Source organism: Aquihabitans sp. McL0605 (genome assembly GCF_049993875.1).
In the GTDB taxonomy this organism is placed as follows: Bacteria; Actinomycetota; Acidimicrobiia; order Acidimicrobiales; family Iamiaceae; genus Aquihabitans.
The window spans coordinates 2,513,597-2,538,882 of record NZ_CP188252.1 but is presented as its reverse complement, the minus strand read 5'-3'; the positions used below and the strand labels follow the sequence as shown (position 1 = coordinate 2,538,882).

Below are 25,286 nucleotides of genomic sequence, written 5' to 3'. Positions count from 1 at the left end.
GGGCTCGAGCTGGTCGGGTGCTGGGCTCAGGCGACGGGTTGGGGAACCAGCGCCTCGACGTCGAACCCCTCGGCATCGAGGGCCGCCTCGGAGGCGTCGAGCTCGGCCGTGGGCGACTCGGCCGTGGCCGTCCCCTGGCGAGGGAGCCAGACCAAGGCGAAGATCGCGGCGATCACCGACATGCCTGCTGCGAGCCACATGGCGTGGCCGAGGCCGTCGACGAACGCCCCGCGGGCGGTGTCCATGACCTGCTGGCCCTGGGGGCCGAGCTTCCCGGCGATGGCGGCGGCGCCGCCGATGCCCTCGCGGACCGCCGTGCCGGCCTGGGGCGACAGGTGGTCGGCGGCGCCCGACACGCCGCTGCGGTAGCCGGCGCTCAGGGCGCTGCCGATGAGGGCGATGCCCATGGCGCCGCCGAACTCGCGGACCGTGTCGTTGAGCGCAGAGGCCACGCCCTGCTCCTCGACCGGGAGCGAGCCGGTGATGCCGGAGGTGGCCGGCGTCTGGGCCAGGCCGGCACCGACGCCCAGGACGAGCAGGCCGGGGAGGACCGACAGGTAGCCGCCGCTGATGCTGGCCATCGAGGCCATCATCGCAAGGCCGAGCGCCACGAGGCCCAAGCCGCCCACGAGCATCGCTCGCAGGCCCACCCGCCGAGCGATCAGCGGGGCGACGGCGGACAGCGGGAGCAGCACGACGGCCAGCGGCATCAGGCCCATCGAGGCCTTGATGGCGGAGTAGCCGAGCACGGCCTGCAGGTACTGCACGAGGACCAGGAACAGGCCCATCATCACGGCGAAGACCGCGAGGAGCGTGACCGACGAGGCGGTGAGGGTGCGGTGGCGGAAGACCCGGATGTCGAGCAGGGGCTGCTCGGTGCGCAGCTCCCACCAGGCGAACCAGGCGGTGCCCAGGATGCCGGCGGTCAGGCCGATGACGGTGAGCGGATCGGACCACCCGACCTCAGGTCCCTCGTGGACCGCGAGGACCAGACCGCCGACGGCGACGGCCGAGAGGATCGAGCCGAGCACGTCGAAGCGGCCCTCGTGCGACTCCCGGCTCTGCGGGACGACCCGGATCGACATGGCCAGCGCGATGGCGGCGATCACGATGGGTCCGGCGAACACCCAGGGCCACGTGAAGTTGTCGACGACGATCGACGAGGAGACCAGGCCGAGGACCCCACCGGCTCCGGCGAAGCCGGCCCACACGCCGACGGCGCGGTCGCGCTCCTCGGCGGGGAAGGTGGACGTGATGACCGAGAGGGTGATCGGCATGATCATCGCGGCCGACACGCCGCCGGCGACCCGGAAGACCAGGAGCTGGGTGACCGAGGTGGCGAGGGCCGCCGCGATGTTCGCCCCGACGAAGAGGGAGAGCCCGGCGACGAGGACGTGCTTGCGGCCCCAGCGGTCGCCCACGGCGCCGATGGGCAGCAGCAGCGCGGCCAGGGCGATGGTGTAGCCGTTGATGACCCAGAGCAGCTGGCTCTGGGTGGCGCCGAGGTCGAGCGCCAGCTGGCCCTGGGCCACGTTGAGGCCCGAGACCGAGGCCACGACCGCCACCAGGGCGGTGCACATGGCGATCAGGACGAGGCGGCGGCGCTTGGCGTCGACCACGAGGCCCGCCGCATCGGTTGGCGGCTCGTGGATGGTTTCGGGGCGGGTTGCCGTCGACATGGTTGCTCCTCGGAGTCTCGATACACTACGAGACGGTAGCGTTTCTGTAGTACGAGACGGTACCGTACTGTTTCTAATCCGACAAGCCCTCTCCCATGAGACAACCGTCACCTGTAACGTCGAGGACGACCATGGACGCCCGCATCAACCGCACCCGCACCGCCGTGATGGAGGCCGCCACCGAGCTGCTGCTCGAGGGCGGGCCCGCCGCGATCACGATGGACGGCGTGGTCGCCCGGTCCGGCGTGGCCAAGTCCACGCTCTACCGCCACTGGCCCACCCGCGATGCCCTGGTCATCGACGTGTTCGGCCACATCGCACCCGACCTCCCGCGCCCCGATCCGAGCCTGTCGTTCGAGGAGGGGCTGCGGGTCCTGGCCCACGGCTTCGTCGATGTGGTCAACGACCCCTACTGGAAGCGGCTGATGCCGGCCATGCTCCTGCTCAAGGCCGACCTCCACGAGATCGCCGAGCTCGAGGACGACCTCAAGCAGAGCCAGGTCGACACGGTCACGCCCGTGCTCAGGTGCGGCGTCGACGAGGGCTGGCTCCCCGAGGGGTTCGACGCCGAGGCGGTCTCGACGCTGCTGATCGGTCCGATCCTGATGGCCGCGCTGACCGGATCGACCCCGTTGACCGACGAGTTCGCCGACCGTTGCGTCGACCACTTCATGGCCGGCGTCCGGGCCACGTGCCCGCTCCAGTCCGCCGCCACCTCCGCCTGACCCGGCCGCTCAGGCTGGGCAGGGCACCCGCCGGGCTGCCCGGTGGGCCTCAGGTGTAGAGCGCCTCGATCTCGACGGCGTAGAACGAGTTGACGCCGCGCCGCTTGAGCTTCGACGTGGGCGTGAGCAGCTCCGAGTCGGGGAGCCACTCCTGGCCCAGCACCTTCACCTTCTTCACGCGCTCGGCGTTGTTGAACGTGGCCATCACCTCGCCCAGGCCGCTGTTGACCTCGGCGATGACGTCGGGGTGGTCGGCCAGCTCCTGGAGGCTGAGCCCTTCGAGCCCGTGCTGGGCCGCCCAGGCCGGAGCCGTGTCGGGATCGAGCACGACGAGGGCCGACACGAACGGACGCTGGTCGCCGATGGCTGCGGCCTGACCGACCAGCGGGATCATCTTGAGCGCCGCCTCGAGGTTGGCCGGGCTGATGTTCTTGCCGCCAGCGGTGATGATCAGCTCCTTCTTGCGGTCGACGATCTTGAGGTAGCCGTCGTCGTCGAGCTCGCCGATGTCGCCGGTGTGCAGCCAGCCGTCGGCCGATAGGGCCTCGGCCGTCTTCTCGGGATCGTTGAGGTAGCCCTGGAACACGTGGGGGCCGCTGCAGATCACCTCGCCATCGGGGGCGATGCGGACCTCGGTGCCGGGGCAGGCCGGACCGACGGTGCCGGGCTTGATGCGCTCGGCCGTCCACGTCATGAGCCCGGTGTTCTCGGACATGCCGTAGACCTCCGACATGGGCACGCCGATGGCGCGGAACCACGTGAGCAGGTCGGGCGGGATGGGGGCGGCGCCGGTGACGGCCACCAGCAGCTCGTCGAGCCCGAGCATGGCGCGGACCGGCTTGAAGGCCACCTCGTCGAGGAACGCGTAGGTCTCGAGCTCCTCGGGCGTGGCCGTGCCCCACGACTTCTTCAGGGCGATGGGCCGGGCGACCTCGACGGCCTCGTCGAACTTGGCGGCGTTGTCGGGGTCGGCGGCGAGCGCACCGATCAGCCCGGCGTTGATCTTCTCCCAGACCCGCGGCACCCCGAACAGGACGTGGGGCCGGACCTCGGCGCAGTAGGCGGCGATCTTGCCGGGCTCTGGGCAGCAGCTGACCTCGTAGCCGAGGGCGAGCTGCGAGTAGTGGCTGACCGTGCGCTCCGCGATGTGGGCCATCGGGAGGTACGACACGACCCGCTTGCCGTTGGAGTCGTCGAACGGGAGCAGTTCGCGGGTGGCCTCGACCACGAACATGGCGTTGGCGTTCGAGAGCATCACGCCCTTGGGCGGCCCGGTGGTGCCCGACGTGTAGATGACGGTGACCAGGTCGCTGGGATCGCCGGCCTGAGCGGCCTGGGCCAGATCGACGGGCTCGGCGGCCTGCAGGTCGTCCCAGGTGAAGTCGGCGTGCTTCTCGCCCGGGTGCACGACGCCGAGCGACGTCAGCGAGGGCAGGGCGGCACGGACCGGCTCGAACCGGGCCAGGAAGCTGTCGTCCTCGACGATGCCCAGCACCGCACCCGAGTGGCCGACCAGGTACTCGACCTGGTCGGGGGCGGAGGAGTTGTAGATGGAGATCGGCGTGGCACCCACCATGAGCGCCGCCGCGTCGAGCACGTGGAACTGCGGGCAGTTGCGCATCATGAGGACCACGCGGTCGCCCCGACCGACGCCGCGGTCGCGCAGGCCGCCCGCGGCGCGGGCCACCATGGCGCCCATCTCGGCGAAGGTCCACTCGTGCCAGTCGTCGCCCTCCTTCCAGCGCAGGGCGACGGCGTCGCCGCGCTCGGCGATGACGTCGACGAAGGTGCCGGCCACGGTCTTGCCCGCGATGCGATCGAGAATGGAGGTCATGGCGGTGATCCGGATCCCCTGGAGTCGGTAGGTCGAGCGCCATAGGACTAGCAGACCCGAAGAATCCGTGATGATCGAACGGTTCCGTCAGGTTGCGTTCGCCACGGGCACGACGCTTGACTGGCACTTGACCGACCGGTCTAGAACGCCACTCGGACCCGCAGGGGCCGGAAGGGGAAGGGGCCACCATGGCTACCGCTGTCATCGTCGATGCCGTCCGCACGCCTGGAGGCAAGCGCTACGGGAAGCTCTCCGGTTGGCACGCCGCCGACCTCGCCGCCGAGACGCTCAAGGCGCTCGCCGAGCGCAACAACCTCGACCCCGCCCTCGTCGAAGACGTGATCATGGGCTGCGTCATGCAGGTCGGCAACCAGTCCGTCAACGTGGGCCGCTCCGCCGTGCTCGCCGCCGGCTGGCCCGAAGAGGTCCCCGCCACCACCATCGACCGCCAGTGCGGCTCGTCGCAGCAGTCGGTCCACTTCGCGGCCCAGGGCGTCATCGCCGGGGCCTACGACATCGTCGTCGCCGCCGGCGTCGAGGTCATGTCCACCACCCCGATGGGCGCCTCGGTCACGCCGGGCAGCTTCCCGATGGGCCCGCTGGTCATGGAGCGCTACGCCCCCCGCGGCGGCGTCGTGATGCAGGGCACCTCGGCCGAGCTCATCGCTCAGAAGTGGGACCTCTCCCGCGAGGACATGGACGCCTTCGCCGTCGAGAGCCACAAGCGGGCCACCACCGCCCGCGACGAGGGCCGCTTCGACAACGAGATCATCGCCGTCGCCGAGAAGCGCTTCGACCGGGAGACCGGCCAGATCGTCGAGACCGGCGAGATGGTCACCACCGACGAGGGCATCCGCCCCGACTCCTCGATGGAGTCGCTGGCCAAGCTCAAGCCCGCCTTCGACCCCGAGAACGGCCGGGTCACCGCCGCCAACTCGTCGCAGATCACCGATGGCGCCTCCGCCATCTTGATCATGAGCGAAGAGAAGGCCAAGGAGCTGGGTCTCAAGCCCCGCGCCAAGGTCCACTCGTTCTCGGTGGTCGGCGTCGACCCGATCATGATGCTCACCGGCCCCATCCCCGCCACCCAGAAGGTGCTCGACAAGGCCGGCCTCACCCTCGACGACATGGATCTCATCGAGATCAACGAGGCCTTCGCCTCCGTCGTCCTGGCGTGGCAGAAGGAGTACAACCCCGACATGAGCAAGGTGAACGTCAACGGCGGCGCCATCGCTCTCGGCCACCCGCTCGGCTGCTCCGGCGCCAAGCTCATGGCCACCCTGCTGAACGAGCTCGAGCGCACCGGCGGCCGCTACGGCCTCCAGACGATGTGCGAGGGCGCCGGCATGGCCAACGCCACCATCATCGAGCGCCTCGACTGATCCCGCACCTCGCGGATCGCTCGTAGAGACGAGCTGGCGGACCCACCTCCCCCCGGGTCCCAACCAGTTCTCACGGTGCCCCGGGCTCGCCCCGGGGCACCGTTACTTTTTCGCCCCTGACCGGGCAGGGCCGACTTCGGTGGGGTTGCGGCGCGTCCGTAGGCTGTCGCCATGTCGACCATCGCCGCCCAGGCCACCGTGGTCGCTGCCCTCGGTGGCGGCGACATCTTCCGGATCATCCTGGCCGTGCTGTTCGCCCTGGTGCTGCTCAAGGTCGGCATGTCCGTGCTGGGCGGGTTCGCCCGCCCGGTGCCCGAGCCGCCCGACCCCGGCGAGCTGCGCAAGGTCCGCCTCACCTACCGGTGCAGCATCTGCGCCACCGAGGTGCGCATGACGATGGCCAACGACGAGGTCCCGGAACCGCCCCGGCACTGCATGGAGGACATGGATCTCGTCACCCCGGTCGACGACATCTGAGCCGGTCCCGACTCGATCCCCAGGTCGCCAGGGACGGTGGAGAACCTTTCCCCAGCCTGTGGAGAAGATTGGGGAGAGTCACACCCCTGTAACTTCCGCGCTACCCGTGAACCCCACCCGGTTCACCGCCACCGCCCGTGAATCGCCCCCCCCCGACGCGCTCCAGGGAGCCCGTTCCAACACCCGTGCCCAGCATCCGCTGACACCCCGGGGCACCACCGCCACCACCCAACCCAGCGCCAGCAACAAGCCCAACCCAGCGCCAGCACGGCGCCCCAGCAGGCGCCAGCAACCAGCCCAACGAGCGCCAGCAACGCGCGGGAGCCAGCGCCAGCGTTCGCCGAAGGCGAGCGGGCCCGAGCGGCCCGGTGCCGGAGGCCCGCCAGGGCCGCAGGCACCCAGAGCGGAAGGAAAAGGGCATGGGTAGCTCAACGCCGAAGGCGGGGAGAAGAACCCGTGAGTCGCGAGAGGGTCGAGCGCTCCGAGGACGTGGGCCGGAGATCAGTACCGCTGAGCGAAGCTCAGCGGTACTGCGTTGCCGCGATGATGCCGCCGAGGATGAAGCCGAGGCCGATCACGAGGCGGATGTTGGACGCGTCGCCGAACACGCCCATGTAGTTGCTCATGATGAGGAGGGCACCGAGGATGAGCAGGCCGAACATGATGGCCGGCACGTACCAGGGGCTGGGGCCCTTGGCGTAGACCTGCTGGGGCGTGGCGACGGGCGCCTTGCTGACGAGGTTCTCGGTCTTCTTGGCGTCTCGGGCCTTCGAGGTGGACGGCGGGGCGGCCTTGGCGGCGGCCTTGGTGGCCGACTTCGGGGTCGCGTTGGGCCCGCCCTTGGGCGTGACGCGGCGGCTGGTCACGGTGCGGCGGGCCACCACCTGGCGCTCGGCGACGGCGGCATCGGCCTTGGCCTTGCGGTCCGCCTTGTCGTCGTCGGTGGCCGCCTTGGCACCGGCTCCGGTCTCGGCGGCTTCGGGGTCTGGCGCCGGCTCGTCGTCGTCGGTGCTGGTCGTCTCGGCCGCAGCGTCGGCGGTGGCGTCATCATCGGCGACGTCGACGGTGGCGTCGGTGGACGCGTCGGGAGCGGCCGCGTCGTCTTCGGGAGTCTCGTTCGAGTCGTCGGACATGGCCGGGATCCTACTGAACCGCCACCGAGCGGCTGGAGGCAGCGATTCGGAGGCGGGAGCGGTGGAGCCCCAGCACTACCGTGGCCGCCCATGGGCCGCCGTGTGCTGGTGATCGACAACTACGACTCCTTCGTCTACAACCTCGTCCAGTACCTGGGGGAGCTGGGTGCGGAGCCGCTCGTGTACCGCCACGATGCGATCACGCTCGATCAGGCCATCGCGCTCGAGCCCGACGGGGTGCTCATCTCTCCGGGCCCGGGGTCGCCCGACGACGCCGGCGTGTCCAACGAGGCGATCTCGTACTTCACCGGCAAGAAGCCGGTGTTCGGCGTGTGCCTCGGCCACCAGTGCCTCGGGCAGGTGTTCGGTGGCACGGTGGTCCGGGCGCCCGAGATCATGCACGGGAAGACGTCGCTCATCCGCCACAAGGGCACCGGGGTGTTCACCGGGCTGCCCGAGCCGCTCGAGGCCACCCGCTACCACTCGCTGATCGTCGACCGGAGCTCGGTGCCCGACGTCTTGGAGATCACGGCGGAGACCGACGACGGCATCGTGATGGGCCTCCGGCACCGCGACGCCCCCACCGAGGGCGTCCAGTTCCACCCCGAGTCGATCCTCACGGTGGGCGGCCACGACCTGGTGGGGAACTTCCTCACGCAGGTCGACGTGTACTCCGGCTGAGCCGACGGCCGCGGACCAGGATCAGGCAGGGGCCGAGAGGCCGGGCGTCAGAGCCCGCCGGCGGACGTGGTGGTGGTGGTGGCCGGCTTCGTGGTGGTGGTGACCGGCGGCGACGTGGTGGTGGGCGGCGAGGTGGTGGTGGGCGGCGACGTGGTGGTGGCCGGCACGGTGACCGGCGGTGAGGTGGTGGTGGCCACCGGCGGCGAGGTGGTGGTGACCTGGGCCTGGTCGGCCACGATGAGCACGATCACGCGGTCCTTGGCGTAGACGCCCGGCGCCGGATCGGTGCGCAGCACGGTCCCAGCGGGCTGGTCTTCGGATTGCTCCAGCTGCTGCTGCACGTTGGTGAACCCGGCGACGCGCAGGATCTCGCGGGCATCGATCTCGGTCTTGCCGGAGAGGTCGACCAGGGTGGCGTCGCCCACGCCGGTGCTGACGCTGAGGATGATGGTCGTGCCCTTGTCGGCCTGGGTGTCGCCCGCGGGGCTCTGGGAGACGACGTTGCCCTTGGGCTGGGTGCTCTCGGAGTCGGAGGTGGTGACCTTGAAGCCGAGCTTCTCGAGGATGGCCGTGGCCGGGTCGACGGGTTGGCCCACGACGTTGGGGACGCCGACCGACTTGGTCTGCTCCTCGAAGATGCCGAGCTGCTTGCCGAAGACGTAGAGCAGCGCGCCCAGGACGACGAGCAGGAGGAGGATGATCACGAAGAACCAGCCGGTCTTGCGGCCCGATTCCTGCGTGACGGGCGCGGCGGGGGGTGCCGCCTGTGGAGGTGTGGCCGGGGCCGGGGTGGGCGGGCGCGCCGGCCCGGCGGGCACCGCGGTGGCGGCGGCCAGGGGCTTCCCCTCGCGGAAGCGCAGCAGGTCGGCGCGCATGGCGGCGCCGTCGGCGTAGCGGTCGTCGGGATCCTTCTCGAGGGCCCGCAGCGTGATGGCCTCGTAGTCCTTGGGCACGTCGGGCACCCGCTCCGACAGGGACGGAATCGGTTCCTGCACGTGCTTGTAGGCGATGGCGACGGGGCTGTCGGCGCTGAAGGGCGGCTTGCCCGACACCATCTCGTAGAGCACCACCCCCAGGGAGTACAGGTCGGAGCGGGCATCGACGGGCTTGCCCTGGGCCTGCTCGGGGGAGAAGTAGGTGGCCGTCCCCATGACCGAGCCGGTCTGGGTGAGGTTCTCCTCGCTGCTCGCCGTCATGGCCCGGGCGATGCCGAAGTCGGCCACCTTGACCTCGCCGGCCTTGGTGATGAGCACGTTGCCCGGCTTCACGTCGCGGTGGACCACGCCCTTGCGGTGGGCGAAGCCCAGGGCGGCGGCCACGTCGGCGGCGATGCCGGCGGCTCGCTTGGGCTCGATGGGGCCGTCGTTGCGGAGGATCTCCGACACGGTCTGGCCGTCGACGAACTCCATCACGATGTAGTAGGTGCCGCGCTCCTTGCCCCAGTCGTAGACGCCCACGATGTTGGGGTGGTTCAGGTTGGCGGCGGCCTGCGCCTCCCGGCGGAACCGGGCCACGAACGACGGGTCGGTGGCGAACTCGGGGAACAGGATCTTGATCGCGACGAGCCGGTCGAGGAGCCGGTCGCGAGCGAGGTACACCTCAGCCATGCCGCCGCGGCCCACGCGCCGGTGAAGTTCGTAGCGCCCGTTGAGGACGACCTGTTCACGGTTCGACATGGTTCAGGCCAGCCTACGAGACGGGTTCGTGGCGTTGGGGGTCTGGGCGCACCGCATCAGTTGGCCGCCGTGGTGCTGGTGGTGCCGGGGGCGGTGGTGGTGGTGTCGGCGGGCGGGGCCGGCATGGGCTTGAACGCCTGCTCGATGACCTGCTTGGCGATGGGGGCCGCGAGACGGCCGCCGGTGGACTCGCTGGCGCCGCTCTGGTCCTCGACGATGACGGCCACCGCGATGCTGGCCTGCTGGCCCGGCACCGCGGCCCACGCGATCACCCAGGCGTGGGAGCGCAGCGGCGCCGCGGGACCGAACTGCGCCGTGCCGGTCTTGGCACCGACGTCGTAGCCGGGGATCTGCAGGCGGGTGGCGCTGCCGGTGGCCACGACCTCGCGCATGCCCTGGCGCATGGTGTCGGCGGTCTGCGGGCTGATGGCCTGCTTCCACTGGGTGGGGTCGTGCTTCGACACCAGGTCGCCCTGGCTGTCGCGGATCTCGCTGACCACGTGGGGCGCCATGATCACGCCGTTGTTGGCGATGCCCCCGGCCACCAGGGCCATCTGCAGCGGCGTGGCGACGGTGTCGTTCTGCCCGATGGACGACTGGGCCAGCGCGGCCTCGTTCTGGGTGAAGTCGGTGCGGAACCGCGACGCCACCGCGGGCAGGTCGAACGGCGGGGTCGAGTTGAACCCGAACGCCTGGGCGCCGTTGATCATGTTGTCGGCGCCGAGGTCGAGGCCCATCTGGGCGAACGACGTGTTGCACGACTTGGCGAGGACCGTGAACAGCGTGCCACCGCAGGCCTCGCCGCCGAAGTTGGGGAGCAGCCGGGTGGTCCCGGGGATCTTGAGCGCCCGGATGGTGGGGTACACGGGGGTGTCGGGGGTGACCTGGCCGGTCTGGACGCCGGTGGATCCGGTGACCGTCTTGAACGTCGACCCCGGGGGGTAGACCTCGCGGTACGCCTTGGCCAGCAGCGGGTTGCCGGGGGCGGCGTCGTAGAGCTTGTAGGCGGCCTCGCTCTTCTTGAAGTCGTGGCTGGCCAGCAGGTTGGGGTCGTAGGTGGGGTTGCTCCAGAGGGCGAGGATCTCGCCGGTTCGCGGATCGAGCGCGACCACGGAGCCCTTCTGGTCGCCCAGCGCCGCCTTGGCCACCTCTTGGATGTCGGAGCGGACCGAGAGCTTGAGGTTGCCGGTGCGGTCGTTCTTCACGAACAGGTCGCCGACCGAGCGCAGCTGCTGCTTGGCCGTCTTGCCGGAGAGCTCGTCGTTGTACGCCCGTTCCAGGCCCGTGGCGCCACGGCTGTAGTTGAAGAACCCGGTGAGCGCGGCGTAGGTCTCGCCCTCGGGGTACTGCCGCTGGTACTGGTACCGGTCGTCGCTGGGCACCGACTTGGCGAGCAGGACGCCGTCGGCCGTGCTGATGGTGCCGCGCGGCCGGCTGAACGCCTGGACGACGGCGCGGTCGTTGTCGGGCTTGGTGTTGAGGTGCGACGCCCGCACCACCTGGATGTAGTTGAGCTGCACGAACAGCGCGCCGAAGCACAGCATGAGGAACACGCCCAGGCGGCGGATCGACCGGTCCATCAGGCCACCTGCGCCATGGCGACCTTGGGCTGATCGACACGAGCCCGGGAGTTGTTGTCGGAGATGCGCAGCAGCAGCGCCAGCAGCACGTAGTTGGCCACCAGGGCCGAGCCGCCGTAGGCGACGAACGGGAGCACCACGCCGGTGAGCGGGAGCAGCCGGGTGATGCCGGCGAGGATCACGAACGCCTGGAACCCCAGCAGGGCGGTGAGCCCGGCCGCCAGGAGCTTGTCGAAGGCGTGCTCGGCCTGCACGGCGATGCGCAGGCCCGACCCGACGATGAGGAGGTAGGCCATCAGCACGGCGGTGCCGCCCAGGAGGCCGAGCTCTTCGGCGATGGCGATGAAGATGAAGTCGCTGGCCACGAACGGCACGCGCTCGGGCCGGCCGAGGCCGATGCCGGTGCCGGCGATCCCGCCCCAGGCCATGGCGTACCAGCCCTGCACCACCTGGTACCCCTTGTCGGCCGTCCACGGGTTGAGCCACGCCGTGACCCGCTCCTGCACGTGGGCGAACTGTGTCCACGCCCCGTACGACGCCACCGCGAACAGCCCGGTGCCGGCCACCGGGTAGGCAGCGCGGCCGGTGGCGACCCACAGCATGGCGATGAAGAGGAAGAACAGCAGCAGCGACGACCCGAGGTCGGTCTCGGCGGTCATCACCAAGATGGCGACCCCCCAGGCGAGCAGGATCGGGCCCAGGTGCTTGAGGTCGGGCAGGACCGGCCGGAACTTGGGCCAGGTGGCCATCGAGAGCAGCTCGCGCTTCTCCACCAGGTACGAGGCGAAGAACAGGGCGAAGGCGATCTTGGCGAACTCGCCGGGCTGGAAGCTGATGGGGCCGAGCGCCACCCAGATCCGGGCGCCGTGGATGCTGACCCCGACCCCGGGGACGAGCGGGAGGACGAGCAGCAGGAGGCCGGCGGCCAGGAACGTGTACCGGTAGCGCTCGAGGTCTCGGACCCGGCGCACGAACGCCAGCGTCAGCACGAACGCCGCGATCCCGACGAAGGTCCAGGTGGCCTGGTTGTCGGCCAGCTTGGGATCGAGCCGGGCGATGAACACGTAGCCGATGCCGTTGAGCAGGGCGACCAGCGGGAACAGGAGGCCGTCGGCCTCGGGGGCGAGGCGCCGGATCGCCAGGTGGGCCGCGAAGAAGAGGCCGGTGATGGCGGCGAAGAACGGGCCGATGTTGGCGGGGACCGACGAGGTCTGGCCCAGCGACGCCAGCGTGTACGCCCCACCCGTGATGAGGATGGCCAACACGAGCAGCCCGAGCTCCGCCCGGCGACGGGCCTGTGCGACCGCGGTCACGGTGCTGCGGTGGTGGTGGGGGCGGGCGTCGTGGTGGTGGTCTTGGGCGCGGTCGTGGTGGTGGACGACGCCTTCGTGGTGGTGGTGGTCTTCGGCTGGGTCGTCGTGGTGGTGGCGCTCTCGGCCTCCTGCCCGTCGACGATGGCCTGCAGCGTGACGACGTAGCGGACGGCGGCGGCCTCCGAGCTGAACTGCTTGTTCGCGGCGACCGCCTCGCGTGCGTCCTGCGGCAGGTCGGACTTGGTGATGTCGGTGGTCTCCTGGAGCTGCGGGTCGATCCACAGCACGCCGCCCGGCTTGCCCTTGTAGACGGCGACGTTGTTGCCGTCGAAGCCCACGAAGTACGTGTTGCTCCCGGACCAGACGATGGCCCCGAGCACCACGCCCACCACCGCCAGCAGAGCCACCACGAACAGGGCGACGCGCCAGGTGAACCGCTTCGACCGGGCCCCGTCGAGGTCTCGGAACATCTCGTCGGACTCGGCGCCGTAGTCGTCGGTGGACTCGGGCAGCGAGCTGCGCCGATCGGCGAACACCGGCACGTACGCATCACCAGCCGGCGCGGTGGCCGGCTCGTCGCCATCGACCGACTTCAGGCGGGACGCCTCGGCGGCGAGCAGGGCCGCGGACGCCGCTGCGCTGCGGCCGTCGTCGTCGGTCACCTCGACGATGACCACCGTGATGTTGTCGCGGCCACCGGACTCGTTGGCCAGGCGCACCAGCTCATCGGCGGCCTCGGACGGATCGGCGAGGCGGCGCAGCGCCGACGAGATCTGGTCGGCGGTCACCTCGCCGAACAGGCCGTCGCTGCACAGCAGGAAGCGGTCGCCGGTGAACGGGATGACGGTGGACCCGTCCACGTCGACGTCGACGTCGATGCCCAGCGCCCGGGTGATGATGTTGCGCTTGGGGTGGACCTTGGCCTCGTCGGGCGTGAGCTGGCCGTCGCGCAGGAGGTCTTCGACGAGGCTGTGGTCGCGGCTCAGCTGGATGAGCTCGTCGTCGCGGAACAGGTACACGCGGGAATCGCCCACGTTGATCCAGGCGATCTCGTCGCCCTCGGGGCCCGGGACCACCCGGACGGCGCAGAGGGTGGTGCCCATGCCGTGCAGGTCGACGTCGTTCCCGGCCTTCTCGAAGATGGCGCGGTTGCCGATGCGGGCCGCCTGCTTGAGGTTCTCGAGCGACGGCTCGCCGGCGTGCTCCTCGAGGAACTCCACCGCCATGGCCGAGGCGATCTCGCCGCCGTTGTGGCCGCCCATGCCGTCGGCCACGCCGTACAGGTCGGCGTCGGGCAGCACGAGGAACGAGTCCTCGTTCAGCGACCGGACCTGGCCGACGTGGGTGGCGGTGCCGGAGCGGAGGGTGGTCATACGAGCTCCAGGACGGTGTTGCCCACCTGCAGGCGGTCGCCGCGGCGCATGACCTGCGGGCCCTGCACCTTCTGGCGGTTGAGGTACGTGCCGTTGGTGGACCCCAGGTCCTCGACGAACAGCTGGCCCTGGCGGTTGAACACCCGGGCGTGGATCTGCGAGGCGTACGTGTCGTCGATGGTGACCTGGCAGCCGGCGGCCCGACCGACGGTGAGCTCCTCGCCCAGCGGGTAGGTGCGGCCTCGGAGGCTGGCTGGTTCGACGATCGCCAGCTGGACCGGCGCCGCCGCCCGTTCGGCCCGCTTCGACGGCTTCGGGGGTGCCGCGGCCTGGCGCGCCGGAACCGCCACCGCCTTCGGGCCGCGGATCTCGGCCCAGACCGCCCGCAGCACCCGGAAGAAGAACAGGTAGAGCAGAGCCAGGAGGCAGAGCTTGAGGATCGTGAGCAGCTGCTCGTCCATGTCCTGGCGAGCCTACCGGTCGGCCTGTTCCTGCTTCGGCGCGCCGGGGCTCAGGACGCTTCGAAGTGCAGGACGGTGTTGCCGAAGGCGATCTCGTCGCCCTCTCGCAGCTCCTGGGAGCTGACCCGCGTGCCGTTGACGCGAGAGCCGTTGGTGGACCCCAGGTCGACCAGCACCCAGCCGTTGCCGTGCGGGCGGATCTCGGCGTGGTTGCGGCTCACGTTGGGATCGCCGAGCTGGAGCGTGGACTCCGGCCGGCGGCCGATCGTGACCACCGCCTCGCTGAGCTGGATGCGCTCGCCGGTGGGCAGCAGCAGGGCCCCGGCCCCGGAGCCGCCCTTGCCCTCGCGCATGCGCCCGACGATCTGGAACGACCCGGCGTGCTGCTTCTCGGACAGCTCCAGGTGCACCGACACCGGACCCATGAACACGTAGCTCTCGTCGCGGGCGTGCTCGCGGGCCGCTTCGGCCAGCTCCCGCTCCAGGCTCTCGGCCACCTCGGCGAACTGCTCGAGGTCGGTCTCGGAGAGCTCCACCGAATAGGCGTTGGGGACGAGCGTGCGGCCGCGCACGTCGACGGAGCGGTTGTCGTCCATCTCCCTGACCAGGCGACGGCCCAGCTCGACGGGCCGGATGGTGGAGCGGAAGATGCGCGAGAAGGTGCCCTCGACCATGCGTTCCAGTCGTCGTTCGAACCCTTTGAGCGCCACGGCGAGGCAGGTTACCGGTGTGAGCCGAGCGGGAGCGGTGCGCTACGGTCTTCTCCGCCCACTCGCGCGAGTGGCGGAATTGGCAGACGCGCTGGATTCAGGTTCCAGTGTCCTAACGGACGTGGGGGTTCAAGTCCCCCCTCGCGCACCACAGGGTTGTTCACGAAACAGCCGCAAGACCGGCCACCTCATACGAGGTGGCCGGTCTGCGTTGCAGCCAGCGGACGCTGGGCCCCTCGGATCTCTTGCATGACGCTCGTCACATCGGCGTCATGGATCGGATCGGGACGAGTTGAGACATGGCTGTGCGCCCGGAGAGGGCGCGCTCGGCGCCGATGCCCCAGGGAACTGGGCGAGTGCCAGGCATCACCGTTCGACGACCGAAAGCCCAGGCACCAGATGTTCACCATGAATCGGCGGAAGCCAGCACGAAGCCAGCCAGGTAGCTCGGCGAGCCGCAGTGCCGGTCGCCCCCGGAGCGTTCGCCTCTGGGGTGCCCTGGTCGTCGCTCTCATCGTCGGTCTCGGGACCGCGGCACCGGCATCGGGGCCCGCCACGGCCGCTCCGGCCGATGCTCCGGCGATCGATCTGGTGAAGACCGTCGACAAGCCATCGTTCTCCGCCGGTGAGACGCTGACGTTCACGCTCAAGGTGACGAACAGCGGGAACATCCCGCTGTACGGAACCACGATCTTGGACCGCTTGGCGGGGGCCTCGCCGCTGTCGTGCGATCAGCCCCTGCCCGCCGATCTGGCGCCGGGCGGGATGCTCACCTGCACGGCGACCTATGTGACGACGCAGCAGGACTTCGACTTCGGGCACATCTACACCAGCGCCACCGCCACGGGCCGGTTCGCCGTCAGCGGCACGAATCCGCCGGTGTTCTCGACGGTGTCGGGCGACGATGAGGTCGTCGTCCTTGCCGCTGGCCGCGAGCCTGGGATCGATCTGGTGAAGACGGCAGACAAGGCGGCGTTCGCGGGCGTGGGCGACACGATCAGCTACACGTTCGTGGCCACCAACACCGGGAACCTGACCCTGCGGCTGACGTCGATCACCGATCCCCTGCCAGGCCTGTCGGCGCTGTCGTGCGATCAGGCGCCACCGGTCAGCCTGGCCCCAGGCCAGGTGCTCACGTGCACGGCGACCTACGTGGTCACCCGAGCAGATGTCGACGCCGGAAGGGTCGAGAACACGGCCACTGCCACCGGCCGCTACCTCGATCCCACCTCGTCACCGCCGGTGGGGCTGCCGATCTCCGACACCGACACCGTGACGGTCTCGGCTCCCGCGCCGGGCATCGATCTGGTGAAGACCGTCGACAAGGCATCGTTCACCGCACCGGGTGAGACGTTGACGTACGGGTTCGAGGCGACGAACACGGGCAACGTGACCCTGACCGACACCGCGGTCTCCGATGCCCTGCCCGGGCTCTCGGCCCTGTCGTGCAACCCCCACGAGCCGGCGACGCTGGCTCCCGGACAGAAGCTCACCTGCACGGCCACCTACGTGACGACGCAGGCCGATGTCGACGGCGGGAAGATCGTCAACGTCGCCAACGCGACGGGCACGCCACCCGTTGGTCCGCCAGTGACGACCTCGGACACCAGGACCGTGAGTGGTCCAGGTGCAACGCCGGGGATCGACCTCGTGAAGACGGCGGACCGGTCGACGTTCGATGCGGCCGGCCAGGCGATCACCTATGCGCTGGTCGCCACCAACACCGGCAACGTCACGCTCGACGATGTCCAGGTGGACGACGCCCTGCCCGGGCTGTCGGCCCTGTCCTGTGAGCCAACGGTCCCGATCAGCCTGGCGCCGGGTGCCTCCGTGCAGTGCACGGCCACGTACGTGACCACAGACGCCGACCTCGAAGCTGGCGAGGTCGTGAACGCTGCCACCGCCGTCGGAACGCCCCCCGATAGTCCGCCTGTGCGTGATGTCGACGGTGTCACGGTGCCGTCGACCGCAGTGCTCGGGACGACGACCTCGATCGTCTCGACCACCACGGTCCCGCCCACCACCGTCCCGCCGGCGACCGGTCCATCCCAGCCCGTCCCGCCCACCACGGTCGCGCCGGACGCCCCACCCTCGCCCCAGACGGCCCTCGCACGGACCGGCCTCGAGCTCCGCGGCTACGGCTGGACGGCGCTGGCGCTCATCGCCAGCGGCATCGGCTTCGTCCTGGTGGCTCGCCGCCGTCGGTCGCTCATGGATTCCCCGTTCACCGGTTGATCTCGCTCGTTCCCGGCGGCTGGAGACCGACCTCCAGCCGCCGGCACCGGCCCAACTCGGGATCCGGATCGCGCCAGGTCGGCTGGTTCGGGCAGACTCCTCTGAGCGAGGTCGATCGCCGCTGACCAGGCGGACGTACGAGTCGGGAGCGGTTTCGGTGCCTGAGCCAGAGCCAACGGCAAGCGATCCGGCACCACCCGTCCGGCGGCGCCGGCGATGGGTCTGGATCGCAGTCGGGGTGGCCGTCCTGCTCGTGACGGCCGCGCTGGGCTTCGTCGTGGGCGCCATCGTCACCGGACGCCCCGACGTCACGTCGGTCGCCTGTGATGCTCGATCCGTCGCGTCGCGCCGCCTGCCCTCGGTCGTGACGATCCAGGTCCGCGGCGCCTCGGGCACGGGCTCAGGCTCGGGCGAGGTCATCCGTCCCGACGGCCACATCCTCACCAACAACCACGTGATCGCCGCCGCGGCGAACGGAGGCACGATCACCGTGGTGTTCAGCGACGGCGCCTCGCAGCAGGCCAGCCTCGTCGGGCGGGATGTGGCGACCGATCTTGCGGTGCTGAAGACGGCGCCCCACGACGGCGCCGACGTGCTGCCGTGGGGCGAGTCCTCGAAGCTGGACGCCGGGCAGCCCGTTGTCGCGCTCGGTGCGCCCCTGGGCCTCTCGAGCTCGGTCACCACGGGGGTGGTCAGCGCGCTGGGGCGGAGCGTCACCGTCCCGGCCGACGAGGGTCGCACCGCCCTGCTGGTGTCCGCCATCCAGACCGACGCCGCCATCAACCCGGGCAACAGCGGCGGGGCCCTCGTCGATTGCGACGGCAAGCTCGTCGGAGTGCCGACCGCGGGAGCCACCGTCCCGAACCCCGACGGCGGGTCCACCAGCGGCAGCATCGGCATCGGCTTCGCCATCCCCTCGGACTTCGCCCGCACGATCAGCGACGAGCTGATCGAGCACGGCTCGGTGACCCACTCGTCCTTCGGCATCCAGGTGGTACCGACCTCCGCAGTGACCGGCGCGGAGTCGAGCCCGGCGGGGTTGTTCGTCATCGGCGTCGTCCCCCGCGGGCCGGCGGCCGCCGCGGGCCTGGCCGAGCAGGACATCATCACCGAGCTCGACGGCACGCGGATCACGAACACCGAGCAGCTCCAGGCCCTCACGCTCACGCGCCGGCCGGGCGACACCGTGAAGGTCACCTACCTCCGAGGCGGCACCGAGCACGACGGCGAGATCACGCTCGGACGCCAGCCGTCCGGCTCGTAGCCCGCCGGGGCATGGCGGCCTCCATCGACTGACTGGTCACTCATTAACCTAGGGTGGGCCGGTGCCGAGCCAAGCCGAACGCATCCACAGCACGAGATCCCGGCTGCTCGAGGCCGGGGTGGCCCTCCTCGTCGAGGTGGGCCTGGACGGCTTCACCACGACGGCGGTGGCCACGCGCGCCGGGGTGGCCCAGGGCACGGTGTTCCGCCACTTCGCCACCAAGCAGGAGCTGTTGGTCGCCACCGTCGAGCAGGCGCTGCGCTCGTGCCGCACCGAGCACGAGGCGGAGTTCTCCCGTCGGATCGCGGCCGAGCACCCGGACACGACCGGCGCGCTCGTGCGCATCGCGCTCGAGTGCCTCTGGGGGTCGTGCACCGACGAGCGGGCGCTGGCCGTGATCGAGGTCCGGGCGCGGTGCCGGTCCGACGCCGGTCTGCGTGCCGCGCTGGAGCCGGCGATCCGAGCCGAGAACGCCGTGGGCGGGGACCGCGTGGCCCTGCTCCTTCCCCCGGCCTTCCAGCTGCGGCGCAACGACTACGTCGACATGAGCCGGATCGTCCTGAACGCCATGCAGGGACGGGCACTGGCCGGCCTGGCGCGGCCCGATCCCGGCCGGGACCGGGCGGTCCTGGAGTCGCTCATCTCGTTCGTCGAGCAGCGGTGCGAGGCTGCGTTCGCCGACCCGACGCCGGAGCGCCACCGCCGGCTCGCGCCGAGCAGGAGGAACCACCATGACGACTGAGCTGGCGTCGCCCGACACCACCGAGGTCCCCACCTCGTGGGTCCCGATGATCGGGTTGTTCCTCGCCCAGGTGCTGATGTCGTTCAACGTCGCCGCCCTGCCCGTCTCGCTCGGCGGCATGGTCGACGACTTCGGCGTGGCCCCCACCGAGGTCAGCACCGCCATCGTCACGTACGGGCTCGCGGTCGCCGCCTTGGTGATGGTCGGCGCCAAGCTGGGCCAGCGGTTCGGGTGGATCCTCGTCTTCCGGGTCGTCGTCGCCATGTTCGCCTGCTCGGCCACCATGATGATCCTGGCGCCCACGGTCAGCTGGGTGATCGCCGCCCAGGCCATCGCCGGGGCCTCGGCCGCCATCATCGTGCCCTCCCTCGTCGCCCTCATCGCCGAGAACTACCGAGGCGCCCAGCAGGCCACGGCGATCGGCTCGCTCGGATCGGCCCGGGCCCTTTCGGGGGTCAGCGCGTTCTTCATCGGTGGAGCGCTCGGCTCCCTGGTGGGGTGGCGGCCGGTGTTCGGAATCGTCCTCGGCCTCGCGGTGGCGGTGTTCGCCCTGAGCTTCCGGCTCCGCTCCGACCGCGGCGACCCCGGGGTCAAGATCGATGTCATCGGCGCACTGTTCATCGGCGCCGGGATCGTCCTGCTCACGCTGGGCTTCAACAACCTCAACGGCTGGGGCATCGTCGAAGCCACGGCCAACGCGCCGTTCGACGTGCTCGGCCTCTCGCCCGCGCCGCTGTTCATCCTCGGCGGGATCCTCCTCGGCCAGGCGTTCTTCTTCTGGACGAGCCGTCGCACGAAGGCCGGCCAGGTGCCGTTGGTCAGCCTGTCGATCTTCGGCTCGTCGAGGGAGCGAGCGGCGGTCTACGCGATGTTCATCGTCGTGCTGCTCGAGGCGGCCCTGAACTTCACGGTCCCCCTCTACATCCAGATCGTCCAGGGCCGATCGCCGTTCGACACCTCGCTGGCGATGATGCCGTTCAACTTGACGGTCTTCATCACGGCCACGCTCATCGTGCGCCTCTACAAGCGGTACCCGCCCCGGACGATCGGGGTGGTCGGGTTCATCCTCACCACGAGCGCGCTCGCCTGGCTGGCGTTCGTGGTCACCAACAACTGGGAGACCCTCCCCACCATCCTCGGCCTGTTCGTGTTCGGCCTCGGCCAGGGCGCCCTGGTGACGCTGGTGTTCAACGTGCTCGTGACCTCATCGCCCAAGGAGCTCGCCGGCGACGTCGGGTCCGTCCGCGGCACCACCCAGAACCTGGCCTCGGCGGTGGGCACCGCCGTCGCCGGCGCGCTGCTCGTCACCCTCCTCAGCTTCAACGTCGGCCAGGCCCTGCTCAACAACGTCGAGCTCACCCCCCGCCTGGCCGATCAGGTCGGCCTCGACAACGTCAACTTCATCAGCAACGACCAGCTCCGCGAGATCCTCCACCGGACCGACGCCTCGAACGCGCAGATCAACGCCGCCGTCGCCGTCAACGTGAAGGCTCGGCTCGATGCGCTCAAGCTGGGGCTCCTGATCCTGGCCGGGGTGAGCGCCCTGGCGATCTTCCCGGCCCGCCGGCTCCCCAACTACCGACCGCACGAGATCCCCGATCCTCACGACTGAGAGCACCAGATGGCGTCGATCACCGTCAGGCAACCAGCGCTCCCCGATCCCTCGCCGTCCCCCTGCGACGGGTCCGCCACCCCGCTGACGGAGCCCGCGTGGGGTTCGGTGGGCTGCCCACCCGGAGCGACGGAGTGGCGGTGAGGTGATGCGCACCCGGGCCCGGAGCTGGGGCGTGACCGCGGTGGCGATCGTGGCCATCACGTCGGGCTTCATCCTCCTGTCCGGGATCGTCATCGTGCGTCAGCAGGTCGTCCAGGAGGGCTTCTACAGCCGCGCCCTCCGTCACGATCGCGTGTACGAGCGCGTGTACAGCCAGGTGCTCACCGACCCGGAGCTCACCGCGCTCACCGAGGGGCTGGTGGGCGACCTCCGCCTCGACGGGGTCGATCCCGCGGACGCGCGCGTCTTCACCACCAACGCGCTGCACCTGGTGCTCCCCCCGTCGCAGCTGCGCCAAGGCGTGGAGAGGCTCCTTGCGGCCGTCCTGGCCTACGTGCGCGGCGACACCGACCGGCTCAGCGCGGTCGACGTGAGCAGCCTCCTCACGAACGTCCGAGCAGCGGCCGTGACGTTCGCCGACTCGGCCCTTTCCTCGGCGCGCCCGGAGACGGTGGCCACGGTCGCCGCCTATCGAGCCTCTGTGCGCCAGGTCGAGGCCGAGTTGGCCGCCGGCCGGATCCCCGACGTCGTGCCGCTGCCCGCCGCCACGCTCTCGGTCGAGGACGTCGTGGCCGTGCTCGACGACGCGGCCGGACCAGACCTCAGCCGCGCCGACACCGTCTTGATCCAGGCTGCGGTGGGCGCGTCGAACCCGCTCGAGGCGCTCATCGCCGCGATGAAGCCCCAGGTGGAGGCGGCCGCCAGCACGTCCGCCACCCACCTGTCGGACGACCTCGGCCACGGACGCGACTTCGACGTTGCCGGTGCGCTCGCCGAGCACGCGCGCACCTCCTCGGCGCAGGTGACCGCGAGCCTCGCCGTGCCCCGTCGAGCCGCGTCGTGGTTCGGCCTCCCGGCCGCCGGCGCCGGCGTCGTGCTGGTGCTGGCCGGCATCGCGATGCTGTTCGCGGTCCATCGGGGGCGACGGGCGCGCGCCACAGCCGTCGCCGTCGCGCTCCTCGCCGCGGGCGTCGCGATCAACGGGCTCTGGCTGCTGGGCCGCCACGGCATCGACCCACCCCTCAGCCCCGCGACCACCGCCGGGCCCGGCGGGTGGAACCTCCCGACCGGTCTCCGACTGGTGGTTCGAGACGTCGAAGGCACCCTGGCCGACCAGCTGCAGCACGCGGTCTGGCGCATCTCGGTGCTCCCGCTCGTTGCGGGCGGAGCGATCCTGGTCGCGCTGGTCGCGACCCGTCTCGCTCGGTCCGGGGCCGTTCGGATCGGGGCGGTGGCGGTGGCCGCTTCCGGGGCGATCGTCCTCGCGGTCCTCGTCGCCGCACCGGGCCCGAGGTCCGAGCGGGCGTGCAACGGCCACGCCGAGCTGTGCGATCGACCGTACGACACCGTCGTCCAGGCGGCCACGCACAACGCCATGTCGAGCCCCGACGCCGTGCAGATCTGGCCGGAGCAGGACCTGACCATCGGCGAGCAGCTCGACCTCGGGATCCGCACCCTGCTCCTCGATGTCCACCACTGGCCCCGCACCACCCCCGCGGACATCTCGCGCGTCGTGCCTGGCGTCTCCCCCGCGGCCGCGAGGAGCATCGCGTCGCTCGATGCCGAGCGGTTCCGACCCCGGAAGGGCGTGTTCCTCTGCCACGTGCTGTGCGCGCTCGGAGGCATCCCCGTCGGCGACGGCCTCGCGCCGATCCGCACCTTCCTCGACCGCAACCCCGACGAGGTCGTCACCCTGATCGTGCAAGACGAGGTGCCACGGGCTGACGTCGTCCACGCCTTCACCGACGCGGGGCTCGCCGGGTACGCCTACCCCCACCGGCGAGGGGAGCCGTGGCCGACGCTCGGAGCGCTCATCGACCAGGACCGCCGGCTCGTCGTCTTCGCCGAGAACAGCGGATCGCCGCCCTCCTGGTACCAGGCCGCGTTCGACCAGATCAGCGACACCCCCTTCGGGTTCCCGCGCGGAGCCCCCATGACCTGTGCTACCAACCGGGGACCCGACGACAGCGCGCTGTTCCTCGTGAACCACTGGGTCTCCGGTCCGGCACCTGATCGCGCCGCCGCCCTCGCGGTCAACCAGACCGATGCCATCGTCGAGCGGGCCCGCCGGTGCGCCAAGGAGCGCGGGCAGGAGCCGAACTTCATCGCCGTCGACTTCGCCGGCCTCGGCGGAGAGCTCGAAGCCGTCGACATCCTCAACGGCTTCGGCCCCTGACGGCGACGCTTCGATCGCACCCCACCGGGTCCCGCCGCGCGCCCGCGAGGCGACCGATCAGAGGTGGCCGTCGGGGGCGAGGAGGGCGAGGACCCGGGCGTGGGTGGCGGGATCGGCGGCGAGGAGCAGGCCGAGCCGGTCGACCCAAGGCTCGTAGTCGGCGCCATCGAGGCGGGCGACGCGCCCGCCGGCCTCCTCCACCAGCAGCGAGCCGGCGGCGTGGTCCCAGACGAGGGTGCGCCAGTAGAGGACGAAGTCGAGCTCGCCCTCGGCGATCGCGGGGTACAGCACCCCGGCCGCGTTGCGGTTGGGGCTCAGCCGACCCACCGCCGCCGCCCGCTCGGCCACCCGGGCGCTCACCTCGGGCTCGAGCAGCCGCGCCACCACCACACCGTGCAGGTCGGCCACATCGACGGGGGCCGGCCGGCGGACCAGCGCGACGCCGTCGATCTGGGCACCTCCCCCGCGCACCGCAGTGAACATCCGCCCGGAGACCGGGTGGTAGATCCACGACGCGGTCGGGGCGCCGTCCTCGAGCAGGGCCACCATCACCGCGAAGTCCTCGGTGCCGGCGACGAAGTTCCGGGTGCCGTCGATCGGATCGATCACCCACACCCGCTCCGATGCCCGACCGCGATCGAGGACCCCGGGGTCGGCCGCCACCGCTTCCTCGCCCACGACGGCGACGCCCGGCGCCAACCCTTCGAGGAACCGCGTCAGCTCCACCTCGGCCTCAGCATCGGCGATGGTGACCAGGTCGCCAGGGCCCTTCTCATCGACCTCACCGTCGGCCAGGGAGCGGAACCTCGGCATGATCACGCGAGCGGCGACCTCTCGGATCGCATCGGCCACCTCGTCGACGTGCGGATCCTGGGCCACCCCGCCATCTTGACCGGCTGGGCGCCGAGGCCGGCCCACGCACCGATCCATGGGTCCTGACCAGGGAACCCACCGATCTGAGTAGTCACTACTCTCCCCCGATCCCCGGGCGATCCGTACGTTGAGACCCAGCAAGCGCACACCCCGCTCGACCCGCTCGGCACCCGCCGTCACCCCCCTCGGTGAAGGCGGGGTGTGCGCTCCAGATCCCCCCACACGGCGGGTGTCCAGCAGCCGGTCCAGCGGGAGGCCCGGCTGCTGGCCCGCGCTCACCTGCGGGAGCTACCGGAAGTCGGACGGCGGCTCGGGCCCGCGCCGACGATGATCGCGGTCCGACCCACCCCGAGGAGCCGAGCGTGACCATCCCTCCACGATCCCTGGATGCACCCGCCGTCGCCGCCCTGTGCGACGCCAACTACACCGAGTCCGCCCGGGAGCTGGCCCGCTGGTCGGGGGCCGAGGGCGAGCTCATCGAGCGCGACGGTGCCCTGCTGCTCGCCGCCGGGTCGGACTTCCCGGTCTCGAGCAACGTGGCCATCCGGCTGGACCCGGCCGCCGACGCCGACGCCGTCCTCGACCTCGCCGACGCGTGGTTCGGCGAGCGCGGCCGCGGCTACTCGATCACCACCACCAGCTCCGACGGGAGCGGCGAGCCGGACCTGGTGGCGGCGGCCGAAGCGCGGGGCCTGCTGCGGGTCATGGACTCGCCGGCGATGGTCTGCGACGCCCGCCTCCCCGACGGCACCGCACCCGACGGCGTGGAGCTCCGCGTGATCGACGATGCCCAGGGCGTCGCCGACTTCGTGGCCGTCAACGACGCTGCGTACCAGTCGCTCGGCATGCCAGCCGGGGTCATCGCCGCCATGATCCGTGCGCCCCACCGCCTGCTGGCCCCTCACGTCCAGACGGTCGTGGCCTACCAGGGGGCCACCCCGCTGGCGTGCGCCCAGGTGGTGCTCAGCCACGGCGTCGGCGGCGTGTACTTCGTCGGCACCGTCGAGGCCGCCCGCGGCCAGGGCCTGGCCGAACTGGTCACCCGCACGGTCACCAACCGCGCCTTCGACCTGGGCGCCGCCCTGGTCACGCTCCAGGCGTCGTCGATGGGCGAGCCGATCTACCGGCGCATGGGCTACCGGGAGCTGTACCGCTACACCACCCACACGCGCTTCGTCTGAGCCCCGCCGCCACGACG

20 protein-coding genes and 1 tRNA gene are annotated in these 25,286 nt (G+C 71.0%); 11 read left to right on the top strand and 10 right to left on the bottom strand.

Annotation, left to right across the window (positions count from 1 at the left end; all coding sequences use genetic code 11):
- Positions 1-26: 26 nt before the first annotated feature.
- Positions 27-1,679: an MFS transporter gene (locus ACPPVX_RS11745; RefSeq protein ID WP_426570741.1), complete on the bottom strand. Its 1,653-nt coding sequence runs from the start codon at positions 1,677-1,679 to the stop codon at positions 27-29.
- 131 nt (positions 1,680-1,810) lie between these two features.
- Here ACPPVX_RS11745 and ACPPVX_RS11740 point away from each other — a divergent pair, with 131 nt between their 5' ends.
- The gene (locus ACPPVX_RS11740; RefSeq protein WP_426570740.1) at positions 1,811-2,404 is read left to right on the top strand and encodes a TetR/AcrR family transcriptional regulator; all 594 of its coding nucleotides are present in this window, start codon (positions 1,811-1,813) and stop codon (positions 2,402-2,404) included.
- Between the two features lie 49 nt (positions 2,405-2,453).
- On the opposite strand, the gene ACPPVX_RS11735 is transcribed toward ACPPVX_RS11740, so the two are convergent.
- Complete coding sequence (locus ACPPVX_RS11735) at positions 2,454-4,238, bottom strand: AMP-dependent synthetase/ligase (RefSeq protein ID WP_426570739.1); 1,785 nt, start codon at positions 4,236-4,238, stop codon at positions 2,454-2,456.
- Between the two features lie 188 nt (positions 4,239-4,426).
- On the opposite strand from ACPPVX_RS11735, the gene ACPPVX_RS11730 reads away from it, so the two are divergent.
- Both ACPPVX_RS11730 and ACPPVX_RS11725 read left to right on the top strand, forming a co-directional pair.
- Positions 4,427-5,620: a thiolase family protein gene (locus tag ACPPVX_RS11730; RefSeq protein WP_426570738.1), complete on the top strand. Its 1,194-nt coding sequence runs from the start codon at positions 4,427-4,429 to the stop codon at positions 5,618-5,620.
- 171 nt (positions 5,621-5,791) lie between these two features.
- Positions 5,792-6,097 (top strand): hypothetical protein, encoded by a 306-nt coding sequence (locus tag ACPPVX_RS11725; protein WP_426570737.1) that lies wholly within the window; start codon positions 5,792-5,794, stop codon positions 6,095-6,097.
- 521 nt (positions 6,098-6,618) lie between these two features.
- Here the strand turns inward: ACPPVX_RS11725 and ACPPVX_RS11720 are convergent.
- Complete coding sequence (locus ACPPVX_RS11720) at positions 6,619-7,230, bottom strand: cell division protein CrgA (RefSeq protein WP_426570736.1); 612 nt, start codon at positions 7,228-7,230, stop codon at positions 6,619-6,621.
- Positions 7,231-7,320: 90 nt separating this feature from the next.
- Here ACPPVX_RS11720 and ACPPVX_RS11715 point away from each other — a divergent pair, with 90 nt between their 5' ends.
- On the top strand, positions 7,321-7,911 hold the full coding sequence (locus ACPPVX_RS11715; RefSeq protein WP_426570735.1) for an anthranilate synthase component II: 591 nt from the start codon (positions 7,321-7,323) through the stop codon (positions 7,909-7,911).
- Between the two features lie 47 nt (positions 7,912-7,958).
- Here ACPPVX_RS11715 and pknB read toward each other — a convergent pair whose 3' ends face one another.
- From pknB to ACPPVX_RS11685, 6 genes are read right to left on the bottom strand one after another with little or no spacing between them, the layout of a single operon-like run.
- Positions 7,959-9,587 carry a Stk1 family PASTA domain-containing Ser/Thr kinase gene (gene pknB, locus ACPPVX_RS11710; RefSeq protein WP_426570734.1) on the bottom strand — a complete coding sequence of 543 codons (1,629 nt, stop codon included), beginning with the start codon at positions 9,585-9,587 and terminating at the stop codon, positions 7,959-7,961.
- A gap of 56 nt (positions 9,588-9,643) precedes the next feature.
- On the bottom strand, positions 9,644-11,167 hold the full coding sequence (locus ACPPVX_RS11705; protein WP_426570733.1) for a peptidoglycan D,D-transpeptidase FtsI family protein: 1,524 nt from the start codon (positions 11,165-11,167) through the stop codon (positions 9,644-9,646).
- Positions 11,167-12,480: an FtsW/RodA/SpoVE family cell cycle protein gene (locus ACPPVX_RS11700; protein WP_426570732.1), complete on the bottom strand. Its 1,314-nt coding sequence runs from the start codon at positions 12,478-12,480 to the stop codon at positions 11,167-11,169. Before ACPPVX_RS11700 ends, ACPPVX_RS11705 begins: the two co-directional genes overlap by 1 nt.
- Positions 12,477-13,853: a Stp1/IreP family PP2C-type Ser/Thr phosphatase gene (locus ACPPVX_RS11695; RefSeq protein ID WP_426570731.1), complete on the bottom strand. Its 1,377-nt coding sequence runs from the start codon at positions 13,851-13,853 to the stop codon at positions 12,477-12,479. Before ACPPVX_RS11695 ends, ACPPVX_RS11700 begins: the two co-directional genes overlap by 4 nt.
- On the bottom strand, positions 13,850-14,314 hold the full coding sequence (locus tag ACPPVX_RS11690; RefSeq protein WP_426570730.1) for an FHA domain-containing protein FhaB/FipA: 465 nt from the start codon (positions 14,312-14,314) through the stop codon (positions 13,850-13,852). Before ACPPVX_RS11690 ends, ACPPVX_RS11695 begins: the two co-directional genes overlap by 4 nt.
- 50 nt (positions 14,315-14,364) lie before the next feature.
- Positions 14,365-15,024: an FhaA domain-containing protein gene (locus tag ACPPVX_RS11685; protein WP_426570729.1), complete on the bottom strand. Its 660-nt coding sequence runs from the start codon at positions 15,022-15,024 to the stop codon at positions 14,365-14,367.
- 64 nt (positions 15,025-15,088) lie between these two features.
- On the opposite strand from ACPPVX_RS11685, the gene ACPPVX_RS11680 reads away from it, so the two are divergent.
- The 6 genes from ACPPVX_RS11680 to ACPPVX_RS11655 all read left to right on the top strand — a co-directional run bounded on the left by ACPPVX_RS11680 (position 15,089) and on the right by ACPPVX_RS11655 (position 23,215).
- Positions 15,089-15,175, top strand: a tRNA-Leu gene (locus tag ACPPVX_RS11680).
- A 98-nt stretch (positions 15,176-15,273) separates the two neighbouring features.
- Positions 15,274-17,259 carry a DUF7507 domain-containing protein gene (locus ACPPVX_RS11675; RefSeq protein ID WP_426575030.1) on the top strand — a complete coding sequence of 662 codons (1,986 nt, stop codon included), beginning with the start codon at positions 15,274-15,276 and terminating at the stop codon, positions 17,257-17,259.
- Between the two features lie 238 nt (positions 17,260-17,497).
- Positions 17,498-18,523 carry a S1C family serine protease gene (locus ACPPVX_RS11670; RefSeq protein WP_426570728.1) on the top strand — a complete coding sequence of 342 codons (1,026 nt, stop codon included), beginning with the start codon at positions 17,498-17,500 and terminating at the stop codon, positions 18,521-18,523.
- 61 nt (positions 18,524-18,584) lie between these two features.
- A complete protein-coding gene (locus ACPPVX_RS11665; protein ID WP_426570727.1) occupies positions 18,585-19,265 on the top strand; it encodes a TetR/AcrR family transcriptional regulator in 681 nt (226 codons plus the stop codon).
- Positions 19,255-20,877 carry an MFS transporter gene (locus tag ACPPVX_RS11660; protein ID WP_426570726.1) on the top strand — a complete coding sequence of 541 codons (1,623 nt, stop codon included), beginning with the start codon at positions 19,255-19,257 and terminating at the stop codon, positions 20,875-20,877. The genes ACPPVX_RS11665 and ACPPVX_RS11660 overlap by 11 nt, the downstream gene beginning before the upstream one ends.
- A 175-nt stretch (positions 20,878-21,052) precedes the next feature.
- The gene (locus ACPPVX_RS11655) at positions 21,053-23,215 is read left to right on the top strand and encodes a hypothetical protein (RefSeq protein WP_426570725.1); all 2,163 of its coding nucleotides are present in this window, start codon (positions 21,053-21,055) and stop codon (positions 23,213-23,215) included.
- A gap of 57 nt (positions 23,216-23,272) precedes the next feature.
- Here ACPPVX_RS11655 and ACPPVX_RS11650 read toward each other — a convergent pair whose 3' ends face one another.
- Positions 23,273-24,094 (bottom strand): inositol monophosphatase family protein, encoded by an 822-nt coding sequence (locus ACPPVX_RS11650; RefSeq protein WP_426570724.1) that lies wholly within the window; start codon positions 24,092-24,094, stop codon positions 23,273-23,275.
- A gap of 356 nt (positions 24,095-24,450) precedes the next feature.
- Between ACPPVX_RS11650 and ACPPVX_RS11645 the strand changes: the two genes are divergently transcribed.
- A complete protein-coding gene (locus ACPPVX_RS11645) occupies positions 24,451-25,269 on the top strand; it encodes a GNAT family N-acetyltransferase (RefSeq protein WP_426570723.1) in 819 nt (272 codons plus the stop codon).
- Positions 25,270-25,286: the final 17 nt, after the last annotated feature.

Bases quoted from the DNA above. Each gene is read 5' to 3' on its own strand.
- ACPPVX_RS11745 (WP_426570741.1), bottom strand. From the start codon at position 1,679: ATGTCGACGGCAACCCGCCCCGAAACCATCCACGAGCCGCCAACCGAT.
- ACPPVX_RS11740 (WP_426570740.1), top strand. From the start codon at position 1,811: ATGGACGCCCGCATCAACCGCACCCGCACCGCCGTGATGGAGGCCGCC.
- ACPPVX_RS11735 (WP_426570739.1), bottom strand. From the start codon at position 4,238: ATGACCTCCATTCTCGATCGCATCGCGGGCAAGACCGTGGCCGGCACC.
- ACPPVX_RS11730 (WP_426570738.1), top strand. From the start codon at position 4,427: ATGGCTACCGCTGTCATCGTCGATGCCGTCCGCACGCCTGGAGGCAAG.
- ACPPVX_RS11725 (WP_426570737.1), top strand. From the start codon at position 5,792: ATGTCGACCATCGCCGCCCAGGCCACCGTGGTCGCTGCCCTCGGTGGC.
- ACPPVX_RS11720 (WP_426570736.1), bottom strand. From the start codon at position 7,230: ATGTCCGACGACTCGAACGAGACTCCCGAAGACGACGCGGCCGCTCCC.
- ACPPVX_RS11715 (WP_426570735.1), top strand. From the start codon at position 7,321: ATGGGCCGCCGTGTGCTGGTGATCGACAACTACGACTCCTTCGTCTAC.
- pknB (WP_426570734.1), bottom strand. From the start codon at position 9,587: ATGTCGAACCGTGAACAGGTCGTCCTCAACGGGCGCTACGAACTTCAC.
- ACPPVX_RS11705 (WP_426570733.1), bottom strand. From the start codon at position 11,167: ATGGACCGGTCGATCCGCCGCCTGGGCGTGTTCCTCATGCTGTGCTTC.
- ACPPVX_RS11695 (WP_426570731.1), bottom strand. From the start codon at position 13,853: ATGACCACCCTCCGCTCCGGCACCGCCACCCACGTCGGCCAGGTCCGG.
- ACPPVX_RS11690 (WP_426570730.1), bottom strand. From the start codon at position 14,314: ATGGACGAGCAGCTGCTCACGATCCTCAAGCTCTGCCTCCTGGCTCTG.
- ACPPVX_RS11675 (WP_426575030.1), top strand. From the start codon at position 15,274: ATGACGCTCGTCACATCGGCGTCATGGATCGGATCGGGACGAGTTGAG.
- ACPPVX_RS11660 (WP_426570726.1), top strand. From the start codon at position 19,255: ATGACGACTGAGCTGGCGTCGCCCGACACCACCGAGGTCCCCACCTCG.